This is a genomic window from Methylobacterium sp. 391_Methyba4 (genome assembly GCF_029691625.1).
GTDB classification, from domain to species: domain Bacteria; phylum Pseudomonadota; class Alphaproteobacteria; order Rhizobiales; family Beijerinckiaceae; genus Methylobacterium; species Methylobacterium fujisawaense.
This window is the reverse complement of record NZ_CP121475.1, coordinates 6270807-6292275: the sequence shown is the minus strand read 5'-3', so window position 1 is coordinate 6292275 and position 21469 is coordinate 6270807. Positions and strand designations below refer to the sequence as shown.

At 71.7% G+C, this 21469-nt stretch carries 18 protein-coding genes; 6 read left to right on the top strand and 12 right to left on the bottom strand.

All coding sequences use genetic code 11. The features are described from left to right. Positions 1–53 precede the first annotated feature (53 nt). Positions 54–1196, top strand: coding sequence for a DUF1972 domain-containing protein (locus tag P9K36_RS29710; RefSeq protein WP_043387006.1), 1143 nt, complete (start codon positions 54–56; stop codon positions 1194–1196). 28 nt (positions 1197–1224) lie between these two features. On the opposite strand, the gene P9K36_RS29705 is transcribed toward P9K36_RS29710, so the two are convergent. Both P9K36_RS29705 and P9K36_RS29700 read right to left on the bottom strand, forming a co-directional pair. Next, positions 1225–1827: a serine acetyltransferase gene (locus P9K36_RS29705; protein ID WP_043386983.1), complete on the bottom strand. Its 603-nt coding sequence runs from the start codon at positions 1825–1827 to the stop codon at positions 1225–1227. Then, positions 1824–2345 carry a serine acetyltransferase gene (locus tag P9K36_RS29700; protein WP_236961721.1) on the bottom strand — a complete coding sequence of 174 codons (522 nt, stop codon included), beginning with the start codon at positions 2343–2345 and terminating at the stop codon, positions 1824–1826. Before P9K36_RS29700 ends, P9K36_RS29705 begins: the two co-directional genes overlap by 4 nt. Before the next feature lie 211 nt (positions 2346–2556). Here P9K36_RS29700 and P9K36_RS29695 point away from each other — a divergent pair, with 211 nt between their 5' ends. From P9K36_RS29695 to P9K36_RS29680, 4 genes are read left to right on the top strand one after another with little or no spacing between them, the layout of a single operon-like run. Continuing rightward, the gene (locus P9K36_RS29695; protein WP_278306312.1) at positions 2557–4035 is read left to right on the top strand and encodes a polysaccharide biosynthesis C-terminal domain-containing protein; all 1479 of its coding nucleotides are present in this window, start codon (positions 2557–2559) and stop codon (positions 4033–4035) included. After that, positions 4032–4973 (top strand): glycosyltransferase family A protein, encoded by a 942-nt coding sequence (locus tag P9K36_RS29690; protein ID WP_043760388.1) that lies wholly within the window; start codon positions 4032–4034, stop codon positions 4971–4973. The genes P9K36_RS29695 and P9K36_RS29690 overlap by 4 nt, the downstream gene beginning before the upstream one ends. Continuing rightward, on the top strand, positions 4970–6352 hold the full coding sequence (locus P9K36_RS29685) for a right-handed parallel beta-helix repeat-containing protein (protein WP_278306311.1): 1383 nt from the start codon (positions 4970–4972) through the stop codon (positions 6350–6352). Before P9K36_RS29690 ends, P9K36_RS29685 begins: the two co-directional genes overlap by 4 nt. Position 6353: 1 nt before the next feature. Further along, positions 6354–7481 carry a glycosyltransferase family 1 protein gene (locus P9K36_RS29680; RefSeq protein WP_043760383.1) on the top strand — a complete coding sequence of 376 codons (1128 nt, stop codon included), beginning with the start codon at positions 6354–6356 and terminating at the stop codon, positions 7479–7481. Positions 7482–7505: 24 nt separating this feature from the next. Here P9K36_RS29680 and P9K36_RS29675 read toward each other — a convergent pair whose 3' ends face one another. Beyond that, positions 7506–8819, bottom strand: a complete 1314-nt coding sequence (locus tag P9K36_RS29675) for an MFS transporter (protein ID WP_043760381.1) — start codon at positions 8817–8819, stop codon at positions 7506–7508. Between the two features lie 180 nt (positions 8820–8999). Here P9K36_RS29675 and P9K36_RS29670 point away from each other — a divergent pair, with 180 nt between their 5' ends. Continuing rightward, positions 9000–10151 (top strand): dimethylmenaquinone methyltransferase, encoded by a 1152-nt coding sequence (locus P9K36_RS29670; protein ID WP_043386967.1) that lies wholly within the window; start codon positions 9000–9002, stop codon positions 10149–10151. A 53-nt stretch (positions 10152–10204) separates the two neighbouring features. Here P9K36_RS29670 and lptB read toward each other — a convergent pair whose 3' ends face one another. From lptB to P9K36_RS29625, 9 genes are all read right to left on the bottom strand, one after another. Continuing rightward, entirely contained in the window at positions 10205–10999 is a 795-nt protein-coding gene (gene lptB / locus P9K36_RS29665; protein WP_085987650.1) for an LPS export ABC transporter ATP-binding protein, read from the bottom strand. A gap of 65 nt (positions 11000–11064) precedes the next feature. Then, a complete protein-coding gene (locus tag P9K36_RS29660) occupies positions 11065–11724 on the bottom strand; it encodes an LptA/OstA family protein (protein WP_043386965.1) in 660 nt (219 codons plus the stop codon). Then, positions 11721–12440, bottom strand: coding sequence for an LPS export ABC transporter periplasmic protein LptC (gene lptC, locus P9K36_RS29655; protein WP_043350977.1), 720 nt, complete (start codon positions 12438–12440; stop codon positions 11721–11723). The genes P9K36_RS29660 and lptC overlap by 4 nt, the downstream gene beginning before the upstream one ends. Positions 12441–12669: 229 nt before the next feature. Further along, on the bottom strand, positions 12670–14502 hold the full coding sequence (htpG, locus tag P9K36_RS29650) for a molecular chaperone HtpG (protein ID WP_043350981.1): 1833 nt from the start codon (positions 14500–14502) through the stop codon (positions 12670–12672). Positions 14503–14667: 165 nt separating this feature from the next. Beyond that, on the bottom strand, positions 14668–16551 hold the full coding sequence (locus P9K36_RS29645; RefSeq protein ID WP_278307332.1) for a KUP/HAK/KT family potassium transporter: 1884 nt from the start codon (positions 16549–16551) through the stop codon (positions 14668–14670). Between the two features lie 278 nt (positions 16552–16829). Further along, positions 16830–17702: a carboxylating nicotinate-nucleotide diphosphorylase gene (gene nadC, locus P9K36_RS29640; protein ID WP_043760378.1), complete on the bottom strand. Its 873-nt coding sequence runs from the start codon at positions 17700–17702 to the stop codon at positions 16830–16832. Continuing rightward, entirely contained in the window at positions 17699–19222 is a 1524-nt protein-coding gene (locus P9K36_RS29635) for an L-aspartate oxidase (protein ID WP_043760376.1), read from the bottom strand. The genes nadC and P9K36_RS29635 overlap by 4 nt, the downstream gene beginning before the upstream one ends. Further along, entirely contained in the window at positions 19219–20235 is a 1017-nt protein-coding gene (gene nadA, locus P9K36_RS29630) for a quinolinate synthase NadA (RefSeq protein ID WP_043387528.1), read from the bottom strand. The genes P9K36_RS29635 and nadA overlap by 4 nt, the downstream gene beginning before the upstream one ends. Positions 20236–20372: 137 nt before the next feature. Beyond that, positions 20373–21197: an aldo/keto reductase gene (locus P9K36_RS29625; RefSeq protein ID WP_043760373.1), complete on the bottom strand. Its 825-nt coding sequence runs from the start codon at positions 21195–21197 to the stop codon at positions 20373–20375. Between the last annotated feature and the right edge of the window lie 272 nt (positions 21198–21469).

Sequence of the window (21469 nt, the reverse complement as noted above, 5' to 3'; positions counted from 1 at the left end):
GTGTCGCGCCCACGGCGCATGTGAAGGCGGGGGAGCCGGGCGGGCGCCCGGCGGTGGCGATCCTCGGCACACGCGGGGTGCCGGCGGCGCATGGGGGGTTCGAGACCCTGGCGGAGCGGCTCGCGCTCGAACTCGTGGCCCGGGGCTGGCGGGTCGAGGTCTACTGCCAGGTGCGCGAGCCGGCCCCGCCAACGGTGTGGCGTGGGATCCTGCTGATCCCGGTCGCGGTCCGGGGCGACGGTGCCGTCTCGACGATCGTGTTCGACCTGAAATGCACCCTGCGGGCGGCCTTCCGGCCCGCCCTGCCCCTCGTGCTCGGCTACAACACCGCGGCGTTCTCGCTGCTCTACCGGCTGACGGCCAAGCGCAGCGTCATGAACATGGACGGCATCGAGTGGAAGCGCGACCGCTGGTCGAAGCCCGCCAAGGCCTGGTTCTGGCTGAACGAGCGCCTCGGCAGCCTGTTCTCGACGCACCTCGTGGCGGACCACCCGGAGATCGCCACGCACCTCGCCCGCGGGACCTCGGCCGCCCGGATCACCACCATCGCGTATGGCGCCGACCCGGTTCTGGAAGCCTCGACCGAGCCGCTGGCGAAGTTCGGCCTGCGCCCCCGCGATTACGGACTGCTGATCGCCCGGGTGGTGCCGGAGAACCTCGTGCTCCAGGTCGTCCGGGCCTGGAGCGAGGTGCGCCCGGGCCTGCCGCTGCTCGTGCTGGGCAAGCTCGCGGAGTCCGACCCGTATCACCGCGCCGTCCGGGCGGCGGGCGGACCGGACGTGATCTTCGCCGGCGCGATCTACGAGGCCGAGCGCGTGGCCGCGCTCCGCTTTCACGCCCGCTTCCACATCCACGGCCACACGGTGGGCGGGACGAACCCCTCGCTGGTCGAGGCCCTGGGGGCGGGCTCGCCGATCCTCGCCCACGACAACCCATTCAACCGGTGGGTGGCGGGGCCGCAGGCGCTCTATTTCGGCGACGAGACCGAGTTGCGGCGGGGCATCCTGAGCCTGGTGCGGGCCGGGCCGGGCCGCCTCGACGTCATGGGCGCCGCCTCCCGTCGCCGGCACGCCGAGGCCTTCACGTGGCGCGTCATCTTCGACGCCTACGAGCGCGTCCTGCGCCGCCAGATCGCGCCCGCACGAGCCGGCCGCGGCGCGCTGCGGGCGGTCCGCGGGGAGCACGGGCGCGCGTGACAGGCGCCGCGGCCCTGCGCGGCCGGGTCTAGCGCCCATGAATCGTCCCCTGGGGGCGCCGCGGACTGCGAACCTGCCGCTGGGCGATCATCGTCACGGTGCCCGCCGGCACATCCCGAAGACTGCAGACCGCGATGCCGACCGTCGCGCCCGCGCCGATGGCGACCGATCCCTGGATGGCGGCGTGCGCGCCGACGATCGCGCCGTCCCCGAGATCAGGACCGTCGGCGGGAAACGGCTGGTCCGGAAGGACCCAGTCCCGCGGTCCGACCAATGTCCCGGGCAGCAGCGTCAGGTCGGCCCCGGCCGTCGCGCAGAAGGCGACCCGCGCCGGATGCGGCACGAACAGGCCCGGCCCCACGCGCGAGCCCGGATGCAGGCTGGCCCCCGTGAGACGCAGCGACAGGTCCGCCACGAGGGCGGCCGAGCGGCGCCAGCCCCTGCCGTGCAGCAGATGCGCGGTTCGATGCAGGATCGCCACCTGCATGGCCGGAAGCAGGAGGTGCATCAGGCGTCGGAGCCGGGCGGTCGGCTTCCCCCCCGTGGTCTGATGCAGGATGCGGGCGAAGTCGGCCGCCAGGAGGCGCCGCATCCCCGACAGGGTGCCATGGTCCGACATCGCGTTCCTCATGGCGCGACGTTCCGGCCGGGGAGCGGGCGCCAGGGTTGCGGCATGATCTCCTCGTCGGCCTCGACGGACTTCAGGGTGATGGTCCGCGGCCCGATCCGGGCGCGGTCCCCGACATGCACGGCGCCGAGGACGATGGCGCCCGCCTCCAGCATCACGTCGTCGCCCAGCACCGGAAGGCCCGGGCCGCCGCCGATATCCTGGTCCGGCTCCTTCAGCAGGCCGCCGATGGAGGCCTGGATGCCGAAGGCGGCGTCGCGGCCCACGGCGCCGGCGATCACGGTCCCATAGGGCTGCGGCAGGAACAGGCCGCCGGCGATCCGGCTGGAGGGCGGGATGTCGGCGCCGGTCCACCAGCCGTTCACCAGCCACAGCAGCCACGCCGCCATCCGCCAGCCGCGCTCATGGGCATAGCGGGACAGGCGGTAGAGCCAGATCGCGTGGTAGCCCCGGCGAAAGGCCGCCGGCCCGCAACCGCGGCGGCGCCAATGATCCCGATCGGCGGCCAGGGCGGCCCGCACCTCCCCCCATCGGAGGCGCCGTTCCGGCTCCGCTTCTGATCGGCGCGAGAGACACAGGTCCGACCCAGCGGCTGTCTCGGACATACGCAGTCCTCCGGTTTTGCCAACGCGATAACTCTGCAACCATAAATTGAGACACCGGTTGCAAGCCATACGCAGCCTGCCACGATGCAATCGTAGGTCGCAGTTTTCAGTCAGACGTCACCGAGAGATGATCCGCTTGGTAAACCGATTGTCGGGGCGCGGACGGGCCGGCGGGCTCCGTTATGGTGCGAATCTGCTCGGGCAGGCTGCCGGCCGCGGCGTCTACCTTGCGGCAGGCCTCGCAGCCTTCGTGATGGTCGGGCACATGGCCGGGCCGGCGGCCCTCGGTCGCTACGGCCTCGCCCTGGCGATCCTGGCGGTGGCGCTGATCGCGGCGGATTTCGGCACGACCCTGACCTTCGGGGCGCGCCTCGGTGCGATCGAACCCGAGATGCGGGCGGCCGAGTTCGGCCGAATGCTGTCGGCGCGTCTCGTCCTCGGTCTCGGGACCGGCGCGGCGCTGCTCTGCATTCTGCCGATGCTGCCGGACGCCATCCAGCCCGCGCTGGCGCTGGCCGCCCTGCTGATGCCCCTCGCGGCCGCCCGCTTCCTCGACGCCCTGTTCCAGGTCTGCGGGCGGCCCGGCTGGTCCGTCTGGCCGGCGCTCGCCAACGCCGTCATCCTGATCGGCGGGACCGCGCTCGCGCTGTGGTTGCAGCTTCCGGAAGCGGCCCTGAGCCTTGCGGCGATCGGCGCCGGCATCGCCTACGGCGCCGTGGGACTGGCGCTCGCGCTGCGCCTCGTGCCCGCCCGCCTCGCTCCCCTGCCGCAGGCCCTGGCGACCATCCGGGCCGCGGCGGGCGTGGGCGTCGCGAATGCCCTCGGTTCGCTCAACGGCCGGATCAGCCTCATGATGCTGGCCGCCTTCGCGGGCGCGGCCGAGCTCGGCCAGTTCACGGCCGGCTTCCGGTTCTTCGAGCTCGGGGCCGCGGTGGCGATCACCCTGTGTGCGCCGCTCGTGCCGGTCTTCGGACGGGCCGTCGGCCCCCTGGTGGACGGACGGCCGCGGACCGGGACGGCAGCGCTGCGGACCCGGGTTCGCACCGCGCTGGTCCCGATCCTGGCCGCCTCCTGCGCGGGAGCGGTGGCGGCCTGCGCCCTCGCGGAGCCGCTCGTGCGCCTCGCCTTCGGGCCGGACTTCCCCGGCGCCGTCCCGGTGCTGCGCATCGCCACCGGGATGAGCGTCCTGCTGATCGCGGCCACGATCCTGTTCGCGGGCCTCGTGCCGCTGGGGCGGACCGGCTTCGCCGTACGCGGGAGCGCGGCGGCCTGCGCCACCAACCTCATCGCCTGCACGCTGCTGATCCCCTGGAACTCCCTGCTCGGCGCGGCGCTCGCGGCGCTGCTCGCGGAGGCCGCGATGCTCCTCGTGCTGGCCCATGCCTTCTGGCGGCAGGCTGGACCGCCCCTGGCGCTGGCGGACATCCCGATCCTGGCTGCGCCGGGCCTCCTCACCGCCCTCGCCTGGGCGGCCGGCCCCGCCGCGCTGGCGCCCGGGACGGTCCCCGCCGTCGCGGCCGTCTCGGCCGCCCTGGTCGGGTGGCTGTGCCTGCGCCGCCCCCCGACCGATCCCCTCCCCCTCCCGCTTCCGGAAGCCTCGTCATGAGCGATGATCCCGTGCTCTCGGTCATCATCCCGACCTACAACCGCGCCGACACGCTGCGCCTGTGCCTCTGGGCCTTCGATCGGCAGGAGACGGACGCGCCCTTCGAGATCGTGGTCTGCGACGACGGCTCGACGGACGGCACCGGAGCGGTCATCGACCGCGCCGTCGCGACGGCCCGGATCCCGGTGGTCCATCTGCGCCAGGAGAATGCCGGCGCCAACGCCGCCCGCAACCGCGCCATTGCGGCGGCCCGGGGCGAGCGCCTCCTGATCGTCAACGACGACACCATCCCGGTGCCGGGCCTCGTCGAGGCGCACCGGCGCGCCCATGCGCGGCGGGGGGGACGGAGGACCGCGATCCTCGGGCGCATGACCATCGACCCGGCCCTGCCGTTCTCGCCGTTCTCGGCGCTTCACCACGACGCCTCCTACGATGCGCTCGCGGGCCGCGACGAGGTCGGCTGGGACGCGTTCCTGACCTGCAACGTCAGCGTCGACCGGGGCTTCCTGGAGGAGGCCGGGGGCTTCGACCCGAAGCTGTTCTGGCACGAGGATATCGAGCTCGGCGAGCGGCTGGCCCGGCGCGGCATGCGCCTGTTCTACGCCCCCGAGGCGCTCGGCTATCACCATCACCTCCTGGACGAGGCGGCCTATCTGCGCATCGCAGAGCGCGAGGGCGCAGCCCTGGTGCTGTGGTACCGCAAGCGCCCGGACCTCGTCGCGGATCTCGGCCGGCTCGGCCTGGTCGGGCCGCCGCCGCTCGGCGCGGCGGCACGCCACCGGGTTGCCGACCTCGCGATGCCGCAGGCCCTGCTGCCCGGCTGGCAGATGGCGGCCCGCGCGCTGACGCGGATCAGCCCGGAGGCCGGCCGCAGCGTGTGGCGCCGGCTGTTCCAGCGGCGCAAGCGGCTCGCCATCGCCCGGGCGCTCGCGGCATGAGACAGCCCCGCACGATCCTCGGCAGCGCCCTCGCGGCGCTGGTCCTGCCGGTCCTGGCCGCCTGCGGCCCGGCCGGCGCGCAGGTGCAGCAGAACATCCTGGTCGATCCCGCCGGCGGCACGAAGCCCGGCTACACCACGGTGGCGCACCTCGCCGACGTGTCCTTCGCCACCCTCGGCCCCGGCTCGACCGTGCTGGTCCGCGGCGGCAGCTATGGCGACGTCGTCTTCATCGGGTCCCGCGGGACAGAGGCCGCGCCGGTCACGGTGGCGGCCGAAACCGGCACGCAACCGCGCCTGTCCAACTCGGTGGTGTTCGAGAACGCCGCCTACGTGACGGTCACCGGCCTGACCGTGCAGGGCGCGGTGAATTCCGGCTTCATCATCCGCCGGGGGTCGAGCCACGTGACGGTCGCGGGCTCGACCGTGTCCCGGTCCGGCCTCGGCATCTGGATCGGCGACGGCGCGGGCGCCGGGCACCGGATCACCGGCAACAGCCTCGCCGACAACCAGACCCACGGCGTCGCCGTCGACGTCATCAACGCGCCCCCCGAGGACCCGAGCTACATCCTCGACAACACCGTGACCGGCAACGGCATCCACGGGATGGAGATCAACGGCTCCGGCTACGTGGTGGAGGGCAACCGGGTCTCGGGCAACGGCGTCGGGATGTCGGGCACCTCTGGCATCCACGTCTACGCCAAGGACGCCGCCCAGGACGCGGGCGACCGCAACACCATCCGGTACAACATCGTCACCGGCCAGAAGGAGACCACCGGCCAGGACGGCAACGGCATCCAGATCGACCAGTGGTGCGACGAGAACATCGTCGCGTTCAACGTCGCGGCCGACAATGACGGCGCCGGGATCAACCTGTTCGACGCCGGCTCCAACACGGTGGTGAACAATACGACCACCGGCAACATGCGCGATTCCGGCGGCAAGCACGTCTATCGCGGCGAGATCGTACTCGCCTCCGACTATACCAAGCAGGTCGACCGCACGTCGAACAACCGGGTGCTCAACAACATCGCCTACGCGACCCGGCCGAACGTGGCCGCGATCGTGGTCGAGGCGACCACCACCGACAACAACAACGCGATCGGCCCGAACTTCCTCGGCAGCGCCGTCGGCGCCCCGCTCTACCGCTGGGGCAATCAGGCCACCGGCGACGGGACGAGCCTGCCGCTCAACGGCCAGGGGCCCGACCTCACCGGCACGCCCGCCTTCCGCGATCCTGCAAGCCCGATGACCGGCGGCCTCGCCCTGACCGCCGCCCCCGCCCGCGTCGGCATCCCGCTTGGCGCCACCCGCGACATCGCCGGCCGGGCCTACGCCCCCGGGGAGGCCCCGACCTTCGGCGCCTACAGGAGCCCTTGATATGCTTCGCATCGGCGTCGACGCGCACGTGCTCACCGGCAAGCCGCAGGGCAGCCGGACCTGGCTCGTGAACATCATCGGCCGGGCCGCCGCCCAGCACCCCGACGCCACCTACGTGGTCTATTCGGGCGATCCCGAGGCCTGCGCCCGCATCGTCTCGGGGGACAACATCGAGCACCGGCGGCTGCCGCGGGTCCCCGCGACCGTGCGGCTGACCCTGGTCTGGCCGTGGCTGTTCCTGCGGGATCGCCTGGACACGCTGCTCACCACCTACATCGCCCCGCCGCTGGTGCCGGGCGACCGGCAGGTGGTGGTGGTCCACGACATCCTGTTCGAGACCCATCCCGAATTCTTTCCCTGGTCGATGCGCTGGCGGAACAAGATCCTGACTCGGCTCTCGGCCCGGCGCGCCAAGCTGGTTCTGACCATCTCCGACTACAGCCGCGACTCCATCGCCAAGGTCTACGGCATCGAACGCCACCGCATCGCCGAGGTGCGCTGCGGCTCGACCCCGCCGCAGGCGGTCTCGGAGCGGACCCCGCTTGCGGACGGGCGGCCGTACCTGCTCATGGTCGGCCGGCTGGAGCCGAGGAAGAATCTCGGTCTCGTCCTCGATGCCTTCGCGCGGCTGCCGGAGGGCGCGGCGCGGCTCATCGTGGTGGGCAAGGGTGACGGCGAGCGGCCCGAGACCCTGGACCGCCTCGCCCGGACGCCGGACGCGGTGCACATCGCCGGCATCGACGACCGGGGGCTCTCCGACCTCTACGCCCGGGCCGCCGCCCTGGTCTTCCCGAGCCGCGGCGAGGGCTGGGGCATCCCGGTCCTCGACAGCCTCGCCCGGGGGACGCCGGTCATCGCCTCGAGCCTGACGGCCATCCCGGAGGCCGGCGGCAGCGCGGCGAGCTACTTCGACCCCGACGCCCCCGACCGGGTGGATCGGCTCGCCGAGCTGATGGGCGCGGCGATCGAGGGGCGGCTGCCCTTCGACGCGACCGCCGCCCGGGCCCATGCCGCGCGCCACGACTGGGACGGACCGGCCGCCACCTTCGTGGACCTGATGCGCGGCAGCTTCACGGCCCGCACGCATCTCCGGGACCTGATCCTGGCTGCCCCGAACCTGCGGGGGTGACGCCAGCGGAGACCGTCCGCCTGCTCATCGCGCGGCCCTCAATTGACCGACCACCGGACCCTCCGGCGCCTCGTCGGCGATGGGATCCCTGATCAGCGTCCAGTAGCCGAGCGCCGCCACCAGGGCGATCACCGCCCCGGTGATGAAGGCCATCGAGAAATGGCCCGTGCCGCCGACGATGAAGCCCGTCACGGTCGGCGCCAGGGCGCCGCCGATATAGCCGCCGAAATTCTGCATCGCGCCGAGCGACGCCGTGCAGCTGGCCGGCGCCGCCACGGAGGCCATCGCCCAGGCCGACGACGAGCTCACGTAGACGAGGAAGAGCGAGGCCGAGATGCAGGCGATGGCGAGGGTGTCGCTCGGCGTCAGGGCCGCCACGACCGTGCAGGCGGCGGTCGCCACCAGGGATCCGACCATCGGGATCTTGCGGCTGCGGATCGGGTCGACGCCCCGGCGGACCAGCATGTCGACCACGCGGCCGCCCAGGATCCCGCCCAGCACGCCGAAGGCGAAGGGGATCGAGCCGACGAGGCCGGTCTTCTGCAGGGTGAAGTGCCGCTCGATCTCAAGGTAGCTCGGCAGCCACGCGGTGTAGAGCCACGTCATGTAGATGCAGCCGAAATAGCCGACGATCATCCCCCAGCTGGTTCGGAACCCGAAGAGCCGGCGCCACGCGCTCCAGGTGACCGGGCGGCTGGCATTCGGGGCATCGCCCTCTTCCAGGAAGGCGCGCTCCCCCGGCGTCAGGTCGGTCTCGCGCGGGTTGCGGAAGACCCCGTAGACGATCGCGGCGAGCACGAGGCCGACCGCCCCCATGATCACGAACATCGCCCGCCAGCCGAAGCTCACCATGAGGAAGGTCAGCAGCGGCAGGGCCAGGAAGGTCCCGAGCGAGGAGGCGCAGTTCCAGATCCCCGTGGCGGTGCCGCGCTGGCGGATGTTGAACCAGTCGCGGGAGACCCGGGCGCAGGTCGGGAAATGCGGCGCCTCGCCGATCCCGAGCACGATCCGCGCGCTCACGAACTGCCAGAACGACGTCACCGCGCCGCCGAGCATCTGGCCGAACGACCAGCAGGTCAGGCCGAGCGTCAGCGTCAGGCGCGGTCCGAACCGGTCGGCGAGCACACCGGCCGGCAGCTGTGCGAAGGCGTAGGCCCAGAGGAAGGCCGAGAGCAGCAAGCCCATCTCGGGGATCGAGAGGCCAAGATCCTCCCGGATCAGCGGGTTGGCCACCGCCAGGGTGGCGCGGTCGACGTAGTTGACGACGCCCGCCGTCACGAGAAGGGCAAGCGAGATCGTCTGGATGCGGCGCACGCGCGGCGTTGCGGCCAAGGCCATCGTATCCTCCCGGAATGGCGGGCCCCTTGAGGGTCTCCGTGGCCGGCCGGTCCTGTGCGACTCGTGGCGGCCCGGCACCATTCTGCACCGAACGCGGCCGGACGGAAGGTCCGCCACCCCTCGCCTCGCGGCGCCGGGCGTCGTAGACCGGCCGCTCCGTCATCCTTCGAGTCCGGACCGTTGCGCCTGATCCAGATCACCCACCACGACCTCGACGGCTACGGCGCCTCCACGGTCGCCGCCGCCTGCGCCACGGTCGAGCGCGTCGTCCACGTGCCCCGCTACAGCGATGTCGGCCCGGTCTTCGAGGACGAGATCAAGCGTCTCGGCCGCGCGGCGGAGCGCGAGATCCTGCTGATGACGGATCTCGGCCTGGAGGAGCAGACCATCGCGGGCCTGAGGAAGTTCGCCGCGATGAACCGGCGCCGGGAGGACGGGCAGAAGCACCGCCTCGTGGTCCTCGACCACCACGCCTCGTCCCTCGACCAGATGCGCCGGCTGGGCCTGGAGGCGACCGCCGATGCAGCGCGCCCGGCGCTCCACCGGATCGATCTGGGCGATCCCGAGATCGCCGTGCTGATCGAGGACGACATCTGCGCCACGCGGATGACCTTCGAACACCGGGCCCTGTTCGCCACGCACGAACCCGCGACCGACCTGTCGAGCCTGCTGTCCGCGGTCGATGCCGTCGACCTCTGGCGCAAGGAAAGCCCGGCCTTCCGCGGCGGGCTCGCCCTGGACGAGTTGTTCTGGGAAGTCGTGTCGAGCTACGTGCCGGTCGGTCATCCCTGGCACGACCGGTTCGTGTCCGACATCCTGCTCGCGGCCGCCGCGTCCCTGCGGGACGGCGCCAACCCGGCCGAACTCGAGCGGCGCGCCTCGGAGATCCGCACCGGCGTGGTCGACGCCCTGCTGCGCGAGGCGCCCGACGACGATCCGACGCTGACCACGCGCATGCGCCTCGCCCGGGCCCTCGCCCGCTCGGACGCCCTGTTCCGCCCGCTGAAGGACGGCACGCTCCTGTCCTTCGCCCTCGATTCGGGCACCTTCCAGCGGGTCTCCGACCTGATCATGGATGCGGGCCGCGCCAAGCGCGTCGTCAACGTCCAGCGGATGGGCACGCTGTCGTTCCGCTCCAATGACGGCACGGCGCTCGACGGCGCCCGCCTGTTCCGTGGCGGCGGCCACCGCGACGCGGCGGGCGGCCGGCTCCAGAGCGGCTCGGCCTTCTCGATGGCGGACGCGATCGCGCAGGTGGAGCCGGTGCTGAACCCGGAGAAGCCCGCGGGTTCCGACAGCCCGTTCGCGGCGCTCAAGAACTGGAAGGGGTGAGGCGCGGCCGCCTCCGCCCCGTCTTCGCTCCCCTCGTAGGGGCGAAGTCCGGCCTAAAGCCTGAAATCCTCGCCGAGATACAGGCGCCGCGCATCCGGGTTCGCCACGATCTCCTCCGGCGTGCCCTCGGTGAGGATGCGGCCGGAATGGGCGATGTAGGCCCGGTCGATCAGGCCCAGCGTCTCGCGGACGTTGTGGTCGGTGATCAGCACGCCGATGCCGCGCTGCTTCAGGTGCTTCACCAGATCCTGGATGTCGCCCACCGCGATCGGGTCGATGCCCGCGAAGGGCTCGTCCAGCAGCATGAAGGTCGGCGAGGAGGCGAGCGCCCGGGCGATCTCGCAACGCCGCCGCTCGCCGCCCGAGAGCGCGATCGAGGGCGACTTGCGCAGGCGCGCGATGTCGAACTCCTCCAATAGGGAATCGAGCTTGCGGGCGCGCGCCTTGCGGTCGGGCTCGGCCACCTCCAGCACCGCGCGGATGTTGTCCTCGACGGTGAGCCCGCGGAAGATCGAGGCCTCCTGCGGCAGATAGCCGATCCCGAGCCGCGCCCGCTGGTACATGGGCAGGTGCGTGATCGGCAGGCCGTCCAGGGTGATGTGGCCGCGATCGGCCGCCACCAGCCCGGTGATCATGTAGAAGATCGTGGTCTTGCCGGCGCCGTTCGGGCCCAGCAGTCCCACGGCCTCGCCGGTGCGGACGGTGAGCCCCGCCTCGTGGACCACCGTGCGGGCGCCGTAGCTCTTACGCAGGCCGCTCACGCTGAGGATGCCGAGGCCGCCCGCCTCGGCCGCGGACCAGCCCTCGGCCTCGGCCGCGTCCGGCTGCCGCGCGCGCCGGCCGAACAGGCGGCCGAGCCAGCTCGTTCGGCCCGCCGGGTCCTGCGGGCCAGCCTGGAACGCCACGGCGCCGCTCAATCGACCTGCGCCTTCGGCCTGGGCGGCGGCTGCGTGCAGCCCTTCGCCTTGCCGTCCTTGGCGTCGGACTTCTCGCCGGGCACGAACAGGGCCGAGACGCGGCCGCCCGCCACCGGGTCCATGTTCGCGCGCCCGGTGTTCATGTCGTAGACGAGCCGCTGGCCGCGGGTGACGTTCTGGCACTGGCTCAGGACGACATTGCCGGTCAGCACGATCCGCTTGGCGTCCTGATCGAACACCGCATGGTCGCCGGTGGCGACCTGATCCTTCTGCACCACCGTCACCGGACCGGCGCAATCGACCTTCTGGATCCCGTTCTCGGCGGGATTCCGGGGCGCCGCTTCGGCCCCCTCCTCCTTCGCCTCGCCCTTGGCACCCTTGCCGGGCGCGTCCTTGCCGCGCTTGTAGGTGACCGTCATGGTCGAGCACCGGATGGTGCTGTCGCCCTGCACGGCCACGACGTTGCCGGCGAAGATCGCCTTGTTCTCCCGGTCGAACACGTCGAGCCGGTCGGCGTCGATCTTGATCGGGTCCTTGCCCCCGCCCCCGATATTCCCGAAGGGCGAATCTTTCCGCGCGGACTTCTCGGCGAAAGCCGGGCCGGCGAGAACCAGCCCCGCCGCCAGGGCGGCCCAGACGATGCGGGCGGCGCTCATCGCGCACCGTCCGCGGCTTGGGCGTCCGACGTCAGGATGCGGGCCTGCGGCTTCTCGGCCTGATCCTCGTTGAGGATCACCACCTGGACCTTGCCCACGAAGGAGATCCGCTTGCCGTTCTCGACGACGTCCAGGGTGTCGGCCTTCACGGTGGCCCGCGGGCTCGAAACGGTGACAGGCTCCTGCGAGCTGATGGCGCCGGTCTTGAACGCCACGGCGGCCGAGCGCAGGCGCACCTCCTCGCCCTTGTCGGTCCAGATCCGGATGTCGTCCTTCAGGTCGAGCGCCTCGCGGGCCGTGTCGAACAGGCCCGACACCGCCGAGAGCCGGGCGATGCCGCCTTGGTCGTCGGTGGCGATGTGGCCGCGCATCTGCTGCAGCTCAATCTGGCTCGGCTTGCGGACGTCCTGCAGGGCGGCGTCCGCCGTCACCTCGTAGCCGCGCGTTCCCTGGCGGAAGCCCGAGAGCCGCGGATTCTCCATGCGGACCTTCGAGCCCGCCAGCGTCACCGGACCGACCGAGACACCCGGCAGCTGGGCCGCGAAAGGATTGAACAGGTACCCCAGCAGCAGCGCCACCGAGCCCCCGGCGACCACCGGAATCATGCGGCGCATGGTGCGCACGCGTCCGCTGTGGCGATACGCCCGGGCATGGGCCCGGGTCCGCGCCGCCGCGACCGCCTGTCCGTTGCCGGCTTCAGCCTCGACCGGGTTCATGCAGCGTCCGTGAGGCGCGCCTGACGCGCGCGAGAGGGTTCGGCTCAGACGCCTGCGGCCCCCACCGCGCCCGCGCCATCGGCCGGGCAATGATCCCGACCGGTGGCGAAGTTATGGCTCGACCGTTTCCGAATGATCAACCGAACCGACAATCGTCCGGCGCGGATGTGTGTGGAGACACACGCCGCGCGCGGCTTTCCGCCTGCGCCCGGCGCGTGTCTCCGTAGTCCTACGCGCTGCGCGCCGCCGCCAGGGCCGCCGCCACGGTCCGGGCGAAGGCCGCCGGGTCGCGGGGGCTGTCGCCATCCTGGATGCGGGCGAGGTCGAGGAGCGTGCCGGCCGCCTGCGGCACCTCCGATTCGGGTGCCGCGGCCAGCGCCCGAATCAGCGGATGGCGCGGGTTGATCTCCAGGACCGGCTGCCCGGCCCCGGCCCGCCCTGCCCGCCGCATGAGCCGCTGCATCTGCAGGTCTGGGCCTCCGGTCCCGGCGGACAGGACCACAGCCGAGTCGACCAGCCGGTCGGTGGTGCGCACGTCCGAGACCTCGCTGCCCAGCGCGGTCTTCACGGCGGCCACGAACGCATCGATGCCCTCGGGCGCCTCCGGCTGCTCGCCCTCGAGGGCGAACTTCGACAGGTCGAGCCCACCCTTGGTGATCGAGCGGAGCGGCTTCTCCTCGAAGCTGCCGAGCTGGTCGGGCCAGAAGGCGTCGACGTGATCGGAAAGCAGCAGCACCTCGAGGCCGCGCGCCTTGAAGCCCTCGAGCTGCGGCGACGACTTCAGCGCCTCGGCATCGTCGGCGACGAGGTAGTAGATCGCCTCCTGGCCATCCTTCATGCGGGATACGTAATCCGGCAGGGAGGTCCAGCCCTCCACCGCCGAGGAGCGGAAGCGCAGGAGCGGGGCGATCTCACCCCGGCGCTCGAAATCCTCGTAGATGCCCTCCTTGAGGACGGGGCCGAAATTCTCCCAGAAGGCCTGGTAGCCCTCGGCGTCCTTGGCGCGGGTTGCGAGTTCGGACACGACGCGGCCGGTCACGGCGCGGCGGATCCGCGCCAGGGCCGGGGTCGATTGCAGCATCTCGCGGGACACGTTGAGGGGCAGGTCTTCGGTATCGACCACGCCCTGGACGAAGCGCAGCCAGGGCGGCAGCAGTTCGGCCTCGTCGGTGATGAACATCCGCCGCACGTGGAGCCGGACCTTGCTCTGCCGCTCGTTCTCGAGCGCCTGGAAGGGCTTCGAACCGGGGATGAACAGCAGCGCGGCGAATTCGAGTTGCCCCTCGGCGCGCCAGTGGAGCGTCGCCCAGGGCTTGTCGAAGTTCATGCCGATGGAGTGGTAGAACGCCTCGTACTGCTCCTCGGTGACCTCGGACTTCGCCTTGCGCCAGAGCGCGGTGCCCTGATTGGCCGATTCGTCCTTGCCGTCGCGCACGACCGCGATCGGCACGGTGATGAAGTCGGCCCATTTCCGCACGAGATGGTCGAGCCGGTAAGGCTCCAGGTACTCGTCGGCGTCGCCCTTGAGATGGAGCACGATGTCGGTGCCGGGTTCCGCCCGGGTGGCAGGCTCCAAGGTGTAGTTGCCCTGGCCTTCGGAGGCCCAGGTCCAGGCCTCGTCGCTGCCGGCGCGGCGCGACGTGACCGTCACCCGGTCGGCGACCATGAAGGCCGAGTAGAAGCCGACGCCGAACTGGCCGATCAGGCTCGGCCGGTCCTCGGCCTTGGCGGATTCCAGCGTCTGCGAGAACGCCCGCGTGCCGGAGCGCGCGATGGTGCCGAGGTTGGTGGCGAGATCCTCCTTGGTCATGCCGATGCCGGCATCCGACACGGTCAGGGTCCGCGCCTCCTTGTCGGGGGCGATGCGGACCTTGGCGTCCGCCGGCAGGGCGCTCGCCGCCGAGGTCAGGGCCTCGAACCGCCGCCGGTCCATGGCATCGGCGGCGTTGGCCACGAGTTCGCGCAGGAAGATCTCGCGGTCGGAATAGAGCGCGTGCACGACGAGGTCGAGGAGCCGGCCTACCTCCGCCCCGAACTCGTGCCGCTCAATCGTCTCGCTCACGGGTCATGCCTCCGCTGTGGGAAAATCGCGGTGGCGATATGCTGGCGAACGCGGCCGTTTTCAATGCGCCGCGCGGGCTCGGCATCGCCGTCATGGCGGTCCGCCGCCTGTGGAGGCCCTGCCCTTCGGGCGTGCCGCGGCGCGGCCCTGTTCAGGGCCCCCGGTTCAAATCTCGATCTCGGTTCCCACCTCGACGATCTGCCGGGTCGGCAGGCCGAAATGGGCGCCGGTGCGCTCGGCATTGCGCTTCATGAAGCTGAACATCGCCTCCCGCCAGGGCGCCATGCCGGGATGGGTCGGCGACGGGATGACCACCTCGTGGCCCACGAAGTAGGTGATGTCCTCGAGGTATTCCGGAGGCAGGAGGCCGCTCGCCACGGCGCATCGCAGCCCCTCGGGGATCGAGGCGGTCTGCATGAAGCCATACCGCAGGACGACCCGTTCCATGCCGGGCGTATACTTCGAGATCGCCTTGCGGATGCCCTGCGCAACCAGCGTCACCTGCGCCCGCTCGGCGGCGCAAATGACCGGCTCCTCCTCGTAGACGACGGTGATCAGGAGGATCCGCTCGTGGAGGCACCGGCTGCGCTCCAGCAGACGGCCGAGGGCCATCGGGATGCCATCGATGGCGGCGGTCAGGAAGGCCGCGGTGCCGGGGAGCGTCACCGGCGGGTGCGAGGTCAGGCGGGCGAGGAAGGTCGCCTCGGACATCCGCATGGTCTGGCGGACGGATTCGAGAACGCGGTTGCCCGTCATCCATGTCAGCATCAGGAAGGCGACCGCGGCGGCCAGCAGCAGCGGAAACCAGCCGCCCTCGAACAGCTTCACGCTGTTGGCGGCGAAGAACACGGCGTCGAGGGTGAGGAAGGCGCCGTTGACCGCGAAGACCAGGATCGGATTGTAGCCCCAGCGCAGCGCGATGAGCGCGGCGAGCAGGGTGGTGATGCCCATCAGGGCCGAGACCGCGATGCCGTAGGCGCCGGCGAGGGCGTCGGAGGAGCCGAACACGACCACCGCCGTGAGGGTCGCTGCGGCCAGGAGCCAGTTCACCGCCGGCACGTAGATCTGGCCGCGCTCGTCCCGGTCTGTGTGGACGACCCGCATCATCGGCATGAAGCCGAGCTGGATCGATTGCTGGGTCAACGAATAGACGCCCGAGATCACCGCCTGCGAGGCGATGACGGTCGCCATCGTGGCCAGGGCGACCAGGGGATAATGGGCCCAGTCGGGGGCAAGCCGATAGAACGGATTCTCGATCGCACCGGGATCGGCGATGATCAGGGCGCCCTGCCCGCAATAGTGGATCAACAGCGCCGGCAGCACGAGACCGAACCACGCGAAGCGGATCGCGGGGGCGCCGAAATGGCCGAGATCGGCATACATCGCCTCGCCGCCGGTCACCGCCAGGAAGGCCGCGCCCAGCATCAGGAAGCTGACATGCCAGCCGGCATGGACGAGGAAGTCCACCGCCCGCAACGGGTTGGCCGCCGCCAGGATTTCCGGCGCGCGCAGGATGCTGGGGATCGCGAGCAGGACGAGGACGACGAACCAGACGAGCATCACGGGCCCGAACACGCGGCCGATGGCGGCCACGCCCTTGTGCTGGACCAGGAACAGCCCGACGAGGATGACGAGCGTGATCGGCACCACGTACGGGCCGAGCGCCGGCGCATCGACCTTCACGCCCTCGATCGCCGACAGGACCGAGATCGCCGGGGTGATCGCGCCGTCGCCGTAGAGCAGCGCCGCCCCCACCAGACCGACCACCAGAAGCAGCGCCTTCCCCGTGCCCGGCCGGGCCTGCCGGGCGCCGAGCAGCGCCAGCATGGCGACAATGCCGCCCTCGCCGCGGTTGTCGGCGCGCAGGATCAGCACCGCGTATTTCAGCGACACGATCAGGATCAGCGACCACAGGATCAGCGACACCGCCCCCGTGGCCGCCGCCGGCACCGCGGCCCCGCCGGCGGTCGCCGCCTTCACAGCCTCCTTGAACGCGTAGAGCGGGCTCGTGCCGATGTCGCCGTACACGACGCCCAGCGCGCCCAGCATCAGCGCGGCGCCGGGCCCATGTCGGACGGCACCGGGTTTGCGTGCCACCGGCGCCGCCGGAAGATCGACCGCCGGGGCAGCCGCGGAGGGCAGGGCTTGGCTCACGGTCACGTCCGGTCGATGGCGTCGCGGTTGGGCGAAACCTTAGCGAGTCGGTCGCGCGGCGATAGACTTCGGATGTCTCAGCCGCGCTGATGACGAAGACTTGTCACCCGAACGTGATGATCTTCGAGCCCTGCCCGACGGCGGATCTCCGCGGCGACCCGGAGGTCGCCCATTCAGGCCGCGTCGAGACCCAGGTCGATGATCGCCGCCGAGTGGGTGATCCAGCCGCAGGAGATCAGGTCGACGCCCGAGGCCGCGACCGCCCCCACCGTCTCGCGGGTGATCCGGCCCGACGCCTCGGAGAGCGCGCGTCCGTCGATCATCGCCACCGCGCGGGTGAGCTGGTCGGGCCCCATATTGTCGAGGAGCACCGCGTCGACCCCGACCGAAAGGGCCTCCTCCAGTTGCTCCAGGCTGTCGACCTCGCACTCGATCTTCACGAGATGGCCGGCCCGGGCGCGGGCGCGCTCGATGGCCGGCACGATGCCGCCCGCCACCGCCACGTGGTTGTCCTTGATCAGCACGGCATCGTCGAGGCCGAAGCGGTGGTTCGACCCCCCACCCGCCCGCACGGCGTGCTTCTCCAGGGCGCGCAGGCCCGGCGTGGTCTTGCGGGTGCAGACGATCGAGGCCTTGCCGTGCGGGCGGGCCGCCTCGACGAGGCCGTGGGTGGCCGTGGCGACGCCCGACATCCGGCAGAGCAGGTTCAGGGCGACGCGCTCGGCGGTGAGGATGGCGCGGGCCGGCCCCTCGAGGTGCAGCACCACGTCGCCCGGGGCGACGCGGGCGCCGTCGCCGCGCTCGACCGCGACGGTGACGGCCGGATCGACCAGCGCGAACGCGATGGCGGCGGCATCGGTGCCGGAGATCACGCCGTCCTGGCGGGAGGCGATCACGCCGCGCATCCGCTCGCCGGGGGGCACGATGGCGTCGGTGGTGATGTCGCCGGCCCGGCCGAGATCCTCCAGCAGGGCGGCGCGCACCACCGGCTCCACCAGGAGCCGCGGCAGGGGCAGGATGGCGTCGGAGAAGACCGATCGGGTCATGGCGTCAGGGCCTCCTCGGCGACCGTCCGGCCGCTCTGCGCCGCCCGGAGATCGGCCAGCGTGGTCTCGGTATGGGTCGCGGCTGCGAGATGCGGATGATCGCTGCGCCAATGGGCGCCGCGGCTCTCCTGGCGGTCCAGCGCGCCGCGGGCGATCAGCAGCGCCACCAGCGCGGCGTCGCAGGATTCTGCCTCCGGCGTCAGGGCGGCGACCGCCCCCCCGAGGCCGGCGGCGTCGCGAACGACCCCGACCTGGCGCTCCATCAGGCCACGGATCGCCGTCAGGTCACCGGAGGTGCGGGCGGTCACGGCCTGGGGGACGATGGCCGCCGGCGGCGGCGCATCGAGCCCGTCGGCGATGAAGCAGGCATAGGCCAGCCCTTCCAGCAGGGAGTTGCTGGCGAGGCGGTTGGCGCCGTGCAGGCCCGTGGAGGAGACCTCGCCGCAGGCATAGAGGCCCGGCACCGATGTGGCGCCGTGCGCGTCCACCTTCACGCCGCCCATATGGTAGTGCGCCGCCGGGCGGACCGGGATCGGCTGCACGGCCGGGTCGATGCCGGCGGCGGCGCAGAGTCCCGCCACCGTCGGGAAGCGCGTCGGCATCGCGGCGCCGAGCGCCCCGCGGGCGTCGAGATAGACCGTGCGGCCGCGCTGCAGCGCCTGGAAGATGCCGCGGGCGACGACGTCGCGGGGGGCGAGATCGCCGCCGGCGATACCGGCCATGACGGGTGCGCCGGTCTCGTCGATGAGTCGGGCGCCCTCCCCGCGCAGGGCCTCGGTGGCGAGCGGCATCGGGTCGGCGCCGGCCGCGATGGCGGTCGGGTGGAACTGCACGAACTCCATGTCGCGCATGACGGCACCGGCCCGGGCGGCGAGCGCCAGACCGCGGCCGACGGCGCCGGGCGGGTTCGTGGTCGCCGCGTAGAGGGCGCCGACGCCGCCGGTGGCCAGCACCACGGCGCGGGCCGGGATGCGGAACAGGGCGCCGTCGCGCTCGGCGACGATGCCGGCCACGGACCCGCGCGCGTCCCGAAGCAGGTCGCAGGCCCGCGCCGTGACGATCTCGACGGACGGCGCAGCGAGAACGGCCCGCACCAGCCCTTCGAGCACGCGCGCCCCGGTCGCGTCGCCGCCGGAGCGGACGATGCGGCGGCGGCCATGCGCGGCCTCAAGCCCGAGCGCGAGCGCGGCATCGTCGGTCCGGTCGAACGGGACGCCGATCCGCACCAGCCAATCGATCAGGCCCGGCCCTTCCTGAGCCACGCGGAGCGCGACGTCGGACTCGGTCAGCCCGGCGCCGGCCGCTTCCGTATCGGCGGCGTGCAGTTCCGCCGCGTCATCGGCGCCGACCGCGGCGGCGATGCCGCCCTGCGCCCAGCCGGTGGCGGTGCCGAGGCCCAGGGCCGACGCGGTGACCAGCGTCACCGGCCGGGGCGCGAGACGCAGCGCGACGCTGAGCCCCGCGACGCCGCCGCCGACCACAACGACGCGGTCGGCGGTGCTGGGCGAGACGGCGTTCATCGCGTGCGCACCTGGAGCATGCGCTCCACGGCCGCCCGGGCCCGGTCGGCCAAAGCCGGATCGACCGTGACCTCGTGGGTCATGGTCTCCAGCGCGCGGCGGATGTTCGCCAAGCTCATCCGCTTCATGTGCGGGCACATGTTGCAGGGCTTGATGAACTCGATATCCGGGTTCTGCGCCGCGATGTTGTCGGCCATCGAGCACTCGGTGACGAGCACCACCTGCTTCGGCCGCTTCTCCACGACGAAGTCCATCATCATCGCGGTGGAGCCGGAGAAGTCGGACTCGGCCACCACGTCGGGCGGGCATTCCGGATGCGCGATCACCGTCACGCCGGGATAGCTGTCGCGGACCTCGCGGATGTCGGCCGGGGTGAAGCGCTCGTGCACCTCGCAGTGGCCGGCCCAAGTCAGGATCTCGACCTCGGGAATCTCGGCCTGGACGTTCTGCGCCAGGAACTCGTCCGGGATCATCAGCACGCGGGGCGCATTCAGCGACTTCACCACCGCGACGGCGTTGCCGGAGGTGCAGCACAAATCCGACTCGGCCTTCACGGCCGCCGAGGTGTTCACGTAGGTCACGATCGGCACGCCCGGATACTTCGCCCGCAGGCCGCGCACGTCCGCGGCCGTGATCGAATCGGCCAGCGAGCAGCCCGCGCCCATGTCGGGGATCAGCACGGTCTTGGCCGGGTTCAGGAGCTTGGCGGTCTCGGCCATGAAGTGGACGCCCGCCAGCACGATCACGTCCGCGTCGACATTCACCGCCTCGCGGGCGAGCGCGAGGCTGTCGCCGACGATGTCGGCCACCGTGTGGAAGATCTCGGGCGCCTGGTAATTGTGCGCCAGGATCACGGCGTTGCGCTCCCGCTTCAGGCGCAGGATCGCCTCGATGTCGGGGGCGAGCGCCGGCCACTCGATCGCCGGAACGTGCCGGCTGACGCGGGCGTAGAGATCCGGAAGCGGCAGGCCCGGGATGGGCGTGCGGGAGACGGGTGCAACGGTCGCCGCCATGGCGTCCTCCATTATGCTCAGTTTGAGCATTGTGCCGTCTAACTTATGGGCGCCGGACGCGCCTGTCCAGATATGCTAGCTGTGAGCATAAATCTTTTGCGGCGCGATGTTACGCTGCGCCGCCGAAGGGATGCCGGTCAGCAGAAGGACGCCGGGTCGGGGCCGATGCGGCCGTCGGGGCGGTCGAGAGCCGCGATCTCCTCCATCTCGCCGGCACCGAGTTCGAAATCGAACAGCGCGATGTTCTCAAGGATGCGCTCGGGCCGGGCGGTCTTCGGGATCGCCACGCAGCCGATCTGCACCTGCCAGCGCAGCACCACCTGGGCGGGCGTCTTCCCATGGGCCTTCGCAATCGCGAGGATGACCGGGTCGTTCAGCTCCCTGCCCTGGCCGAGGGGGCTCCAGGACTCGGTCACGATGCTGTGACGCGCGTCGTCCGCGCGCGGCGCCTTGCGCTGGAAATGCGGGTGCAGCTCGATCTGGTTCACGGCAGGCGCCACGCCGGTCTCGCCGATCAACGTGGCGATGTGCTCGGCTGTGAAGTTCGAGACGCCGATCGACTTGGCCCGCCCCTCCTCGCGGAGCTGGATCAGCGTTTTCCAGGTCTCGACGAAGAGGCGCCGCTGCGGACACGGCCAATGGATCAGGTAGAGATCGACATACGGAAGGCCGAGCCGCTCCAGGCTCTCGTCGAAGGCACGCCGCGCCTCCTCGCGTCCCTGGCGGTCGTTCCAGAGCTTGGTGGTGAGGAAGACCTCCGCGCGCGGCACCTGCGCATCGCGGATGCCACGTCCGACGCCCGCCTCGTTGCCGTAGGCGGCGGCGGTGTCGATCAGGCGGTAGCCGGCCCGAAGCGCCCGGCCGACGAGGTCCGGCGCCTGAGCGTCGGAGAGTTGCCAGCAGCCGTAGCCGATCTGCGGGATGCGGCGCCCGTCGTTCAGGGCCAAAGTCGGGACGGCCATGGGGTGAGCCTCCGGAAACGCTTTCCGATCTACCCAAACGCCGGCGGTGCGACGCGTTCCGATGATCGCGTCCTTTGCAAGCGGAGCGCGGCGGCCCGGAGGCGCCACGCCCGGCCCTGCCGCGCGGCTGCGGGCCGATTCTCTGCGCCCGTATCGCGGATCGGATAGGGCGGCCCATGGACCAGCGGACCACCTCGGCCCGCGGTGAACGGGCGCAGTCTGGACTGGATCTAATCGGCACGACCGCACGTTGGCGCACCGGATTCCAGGTT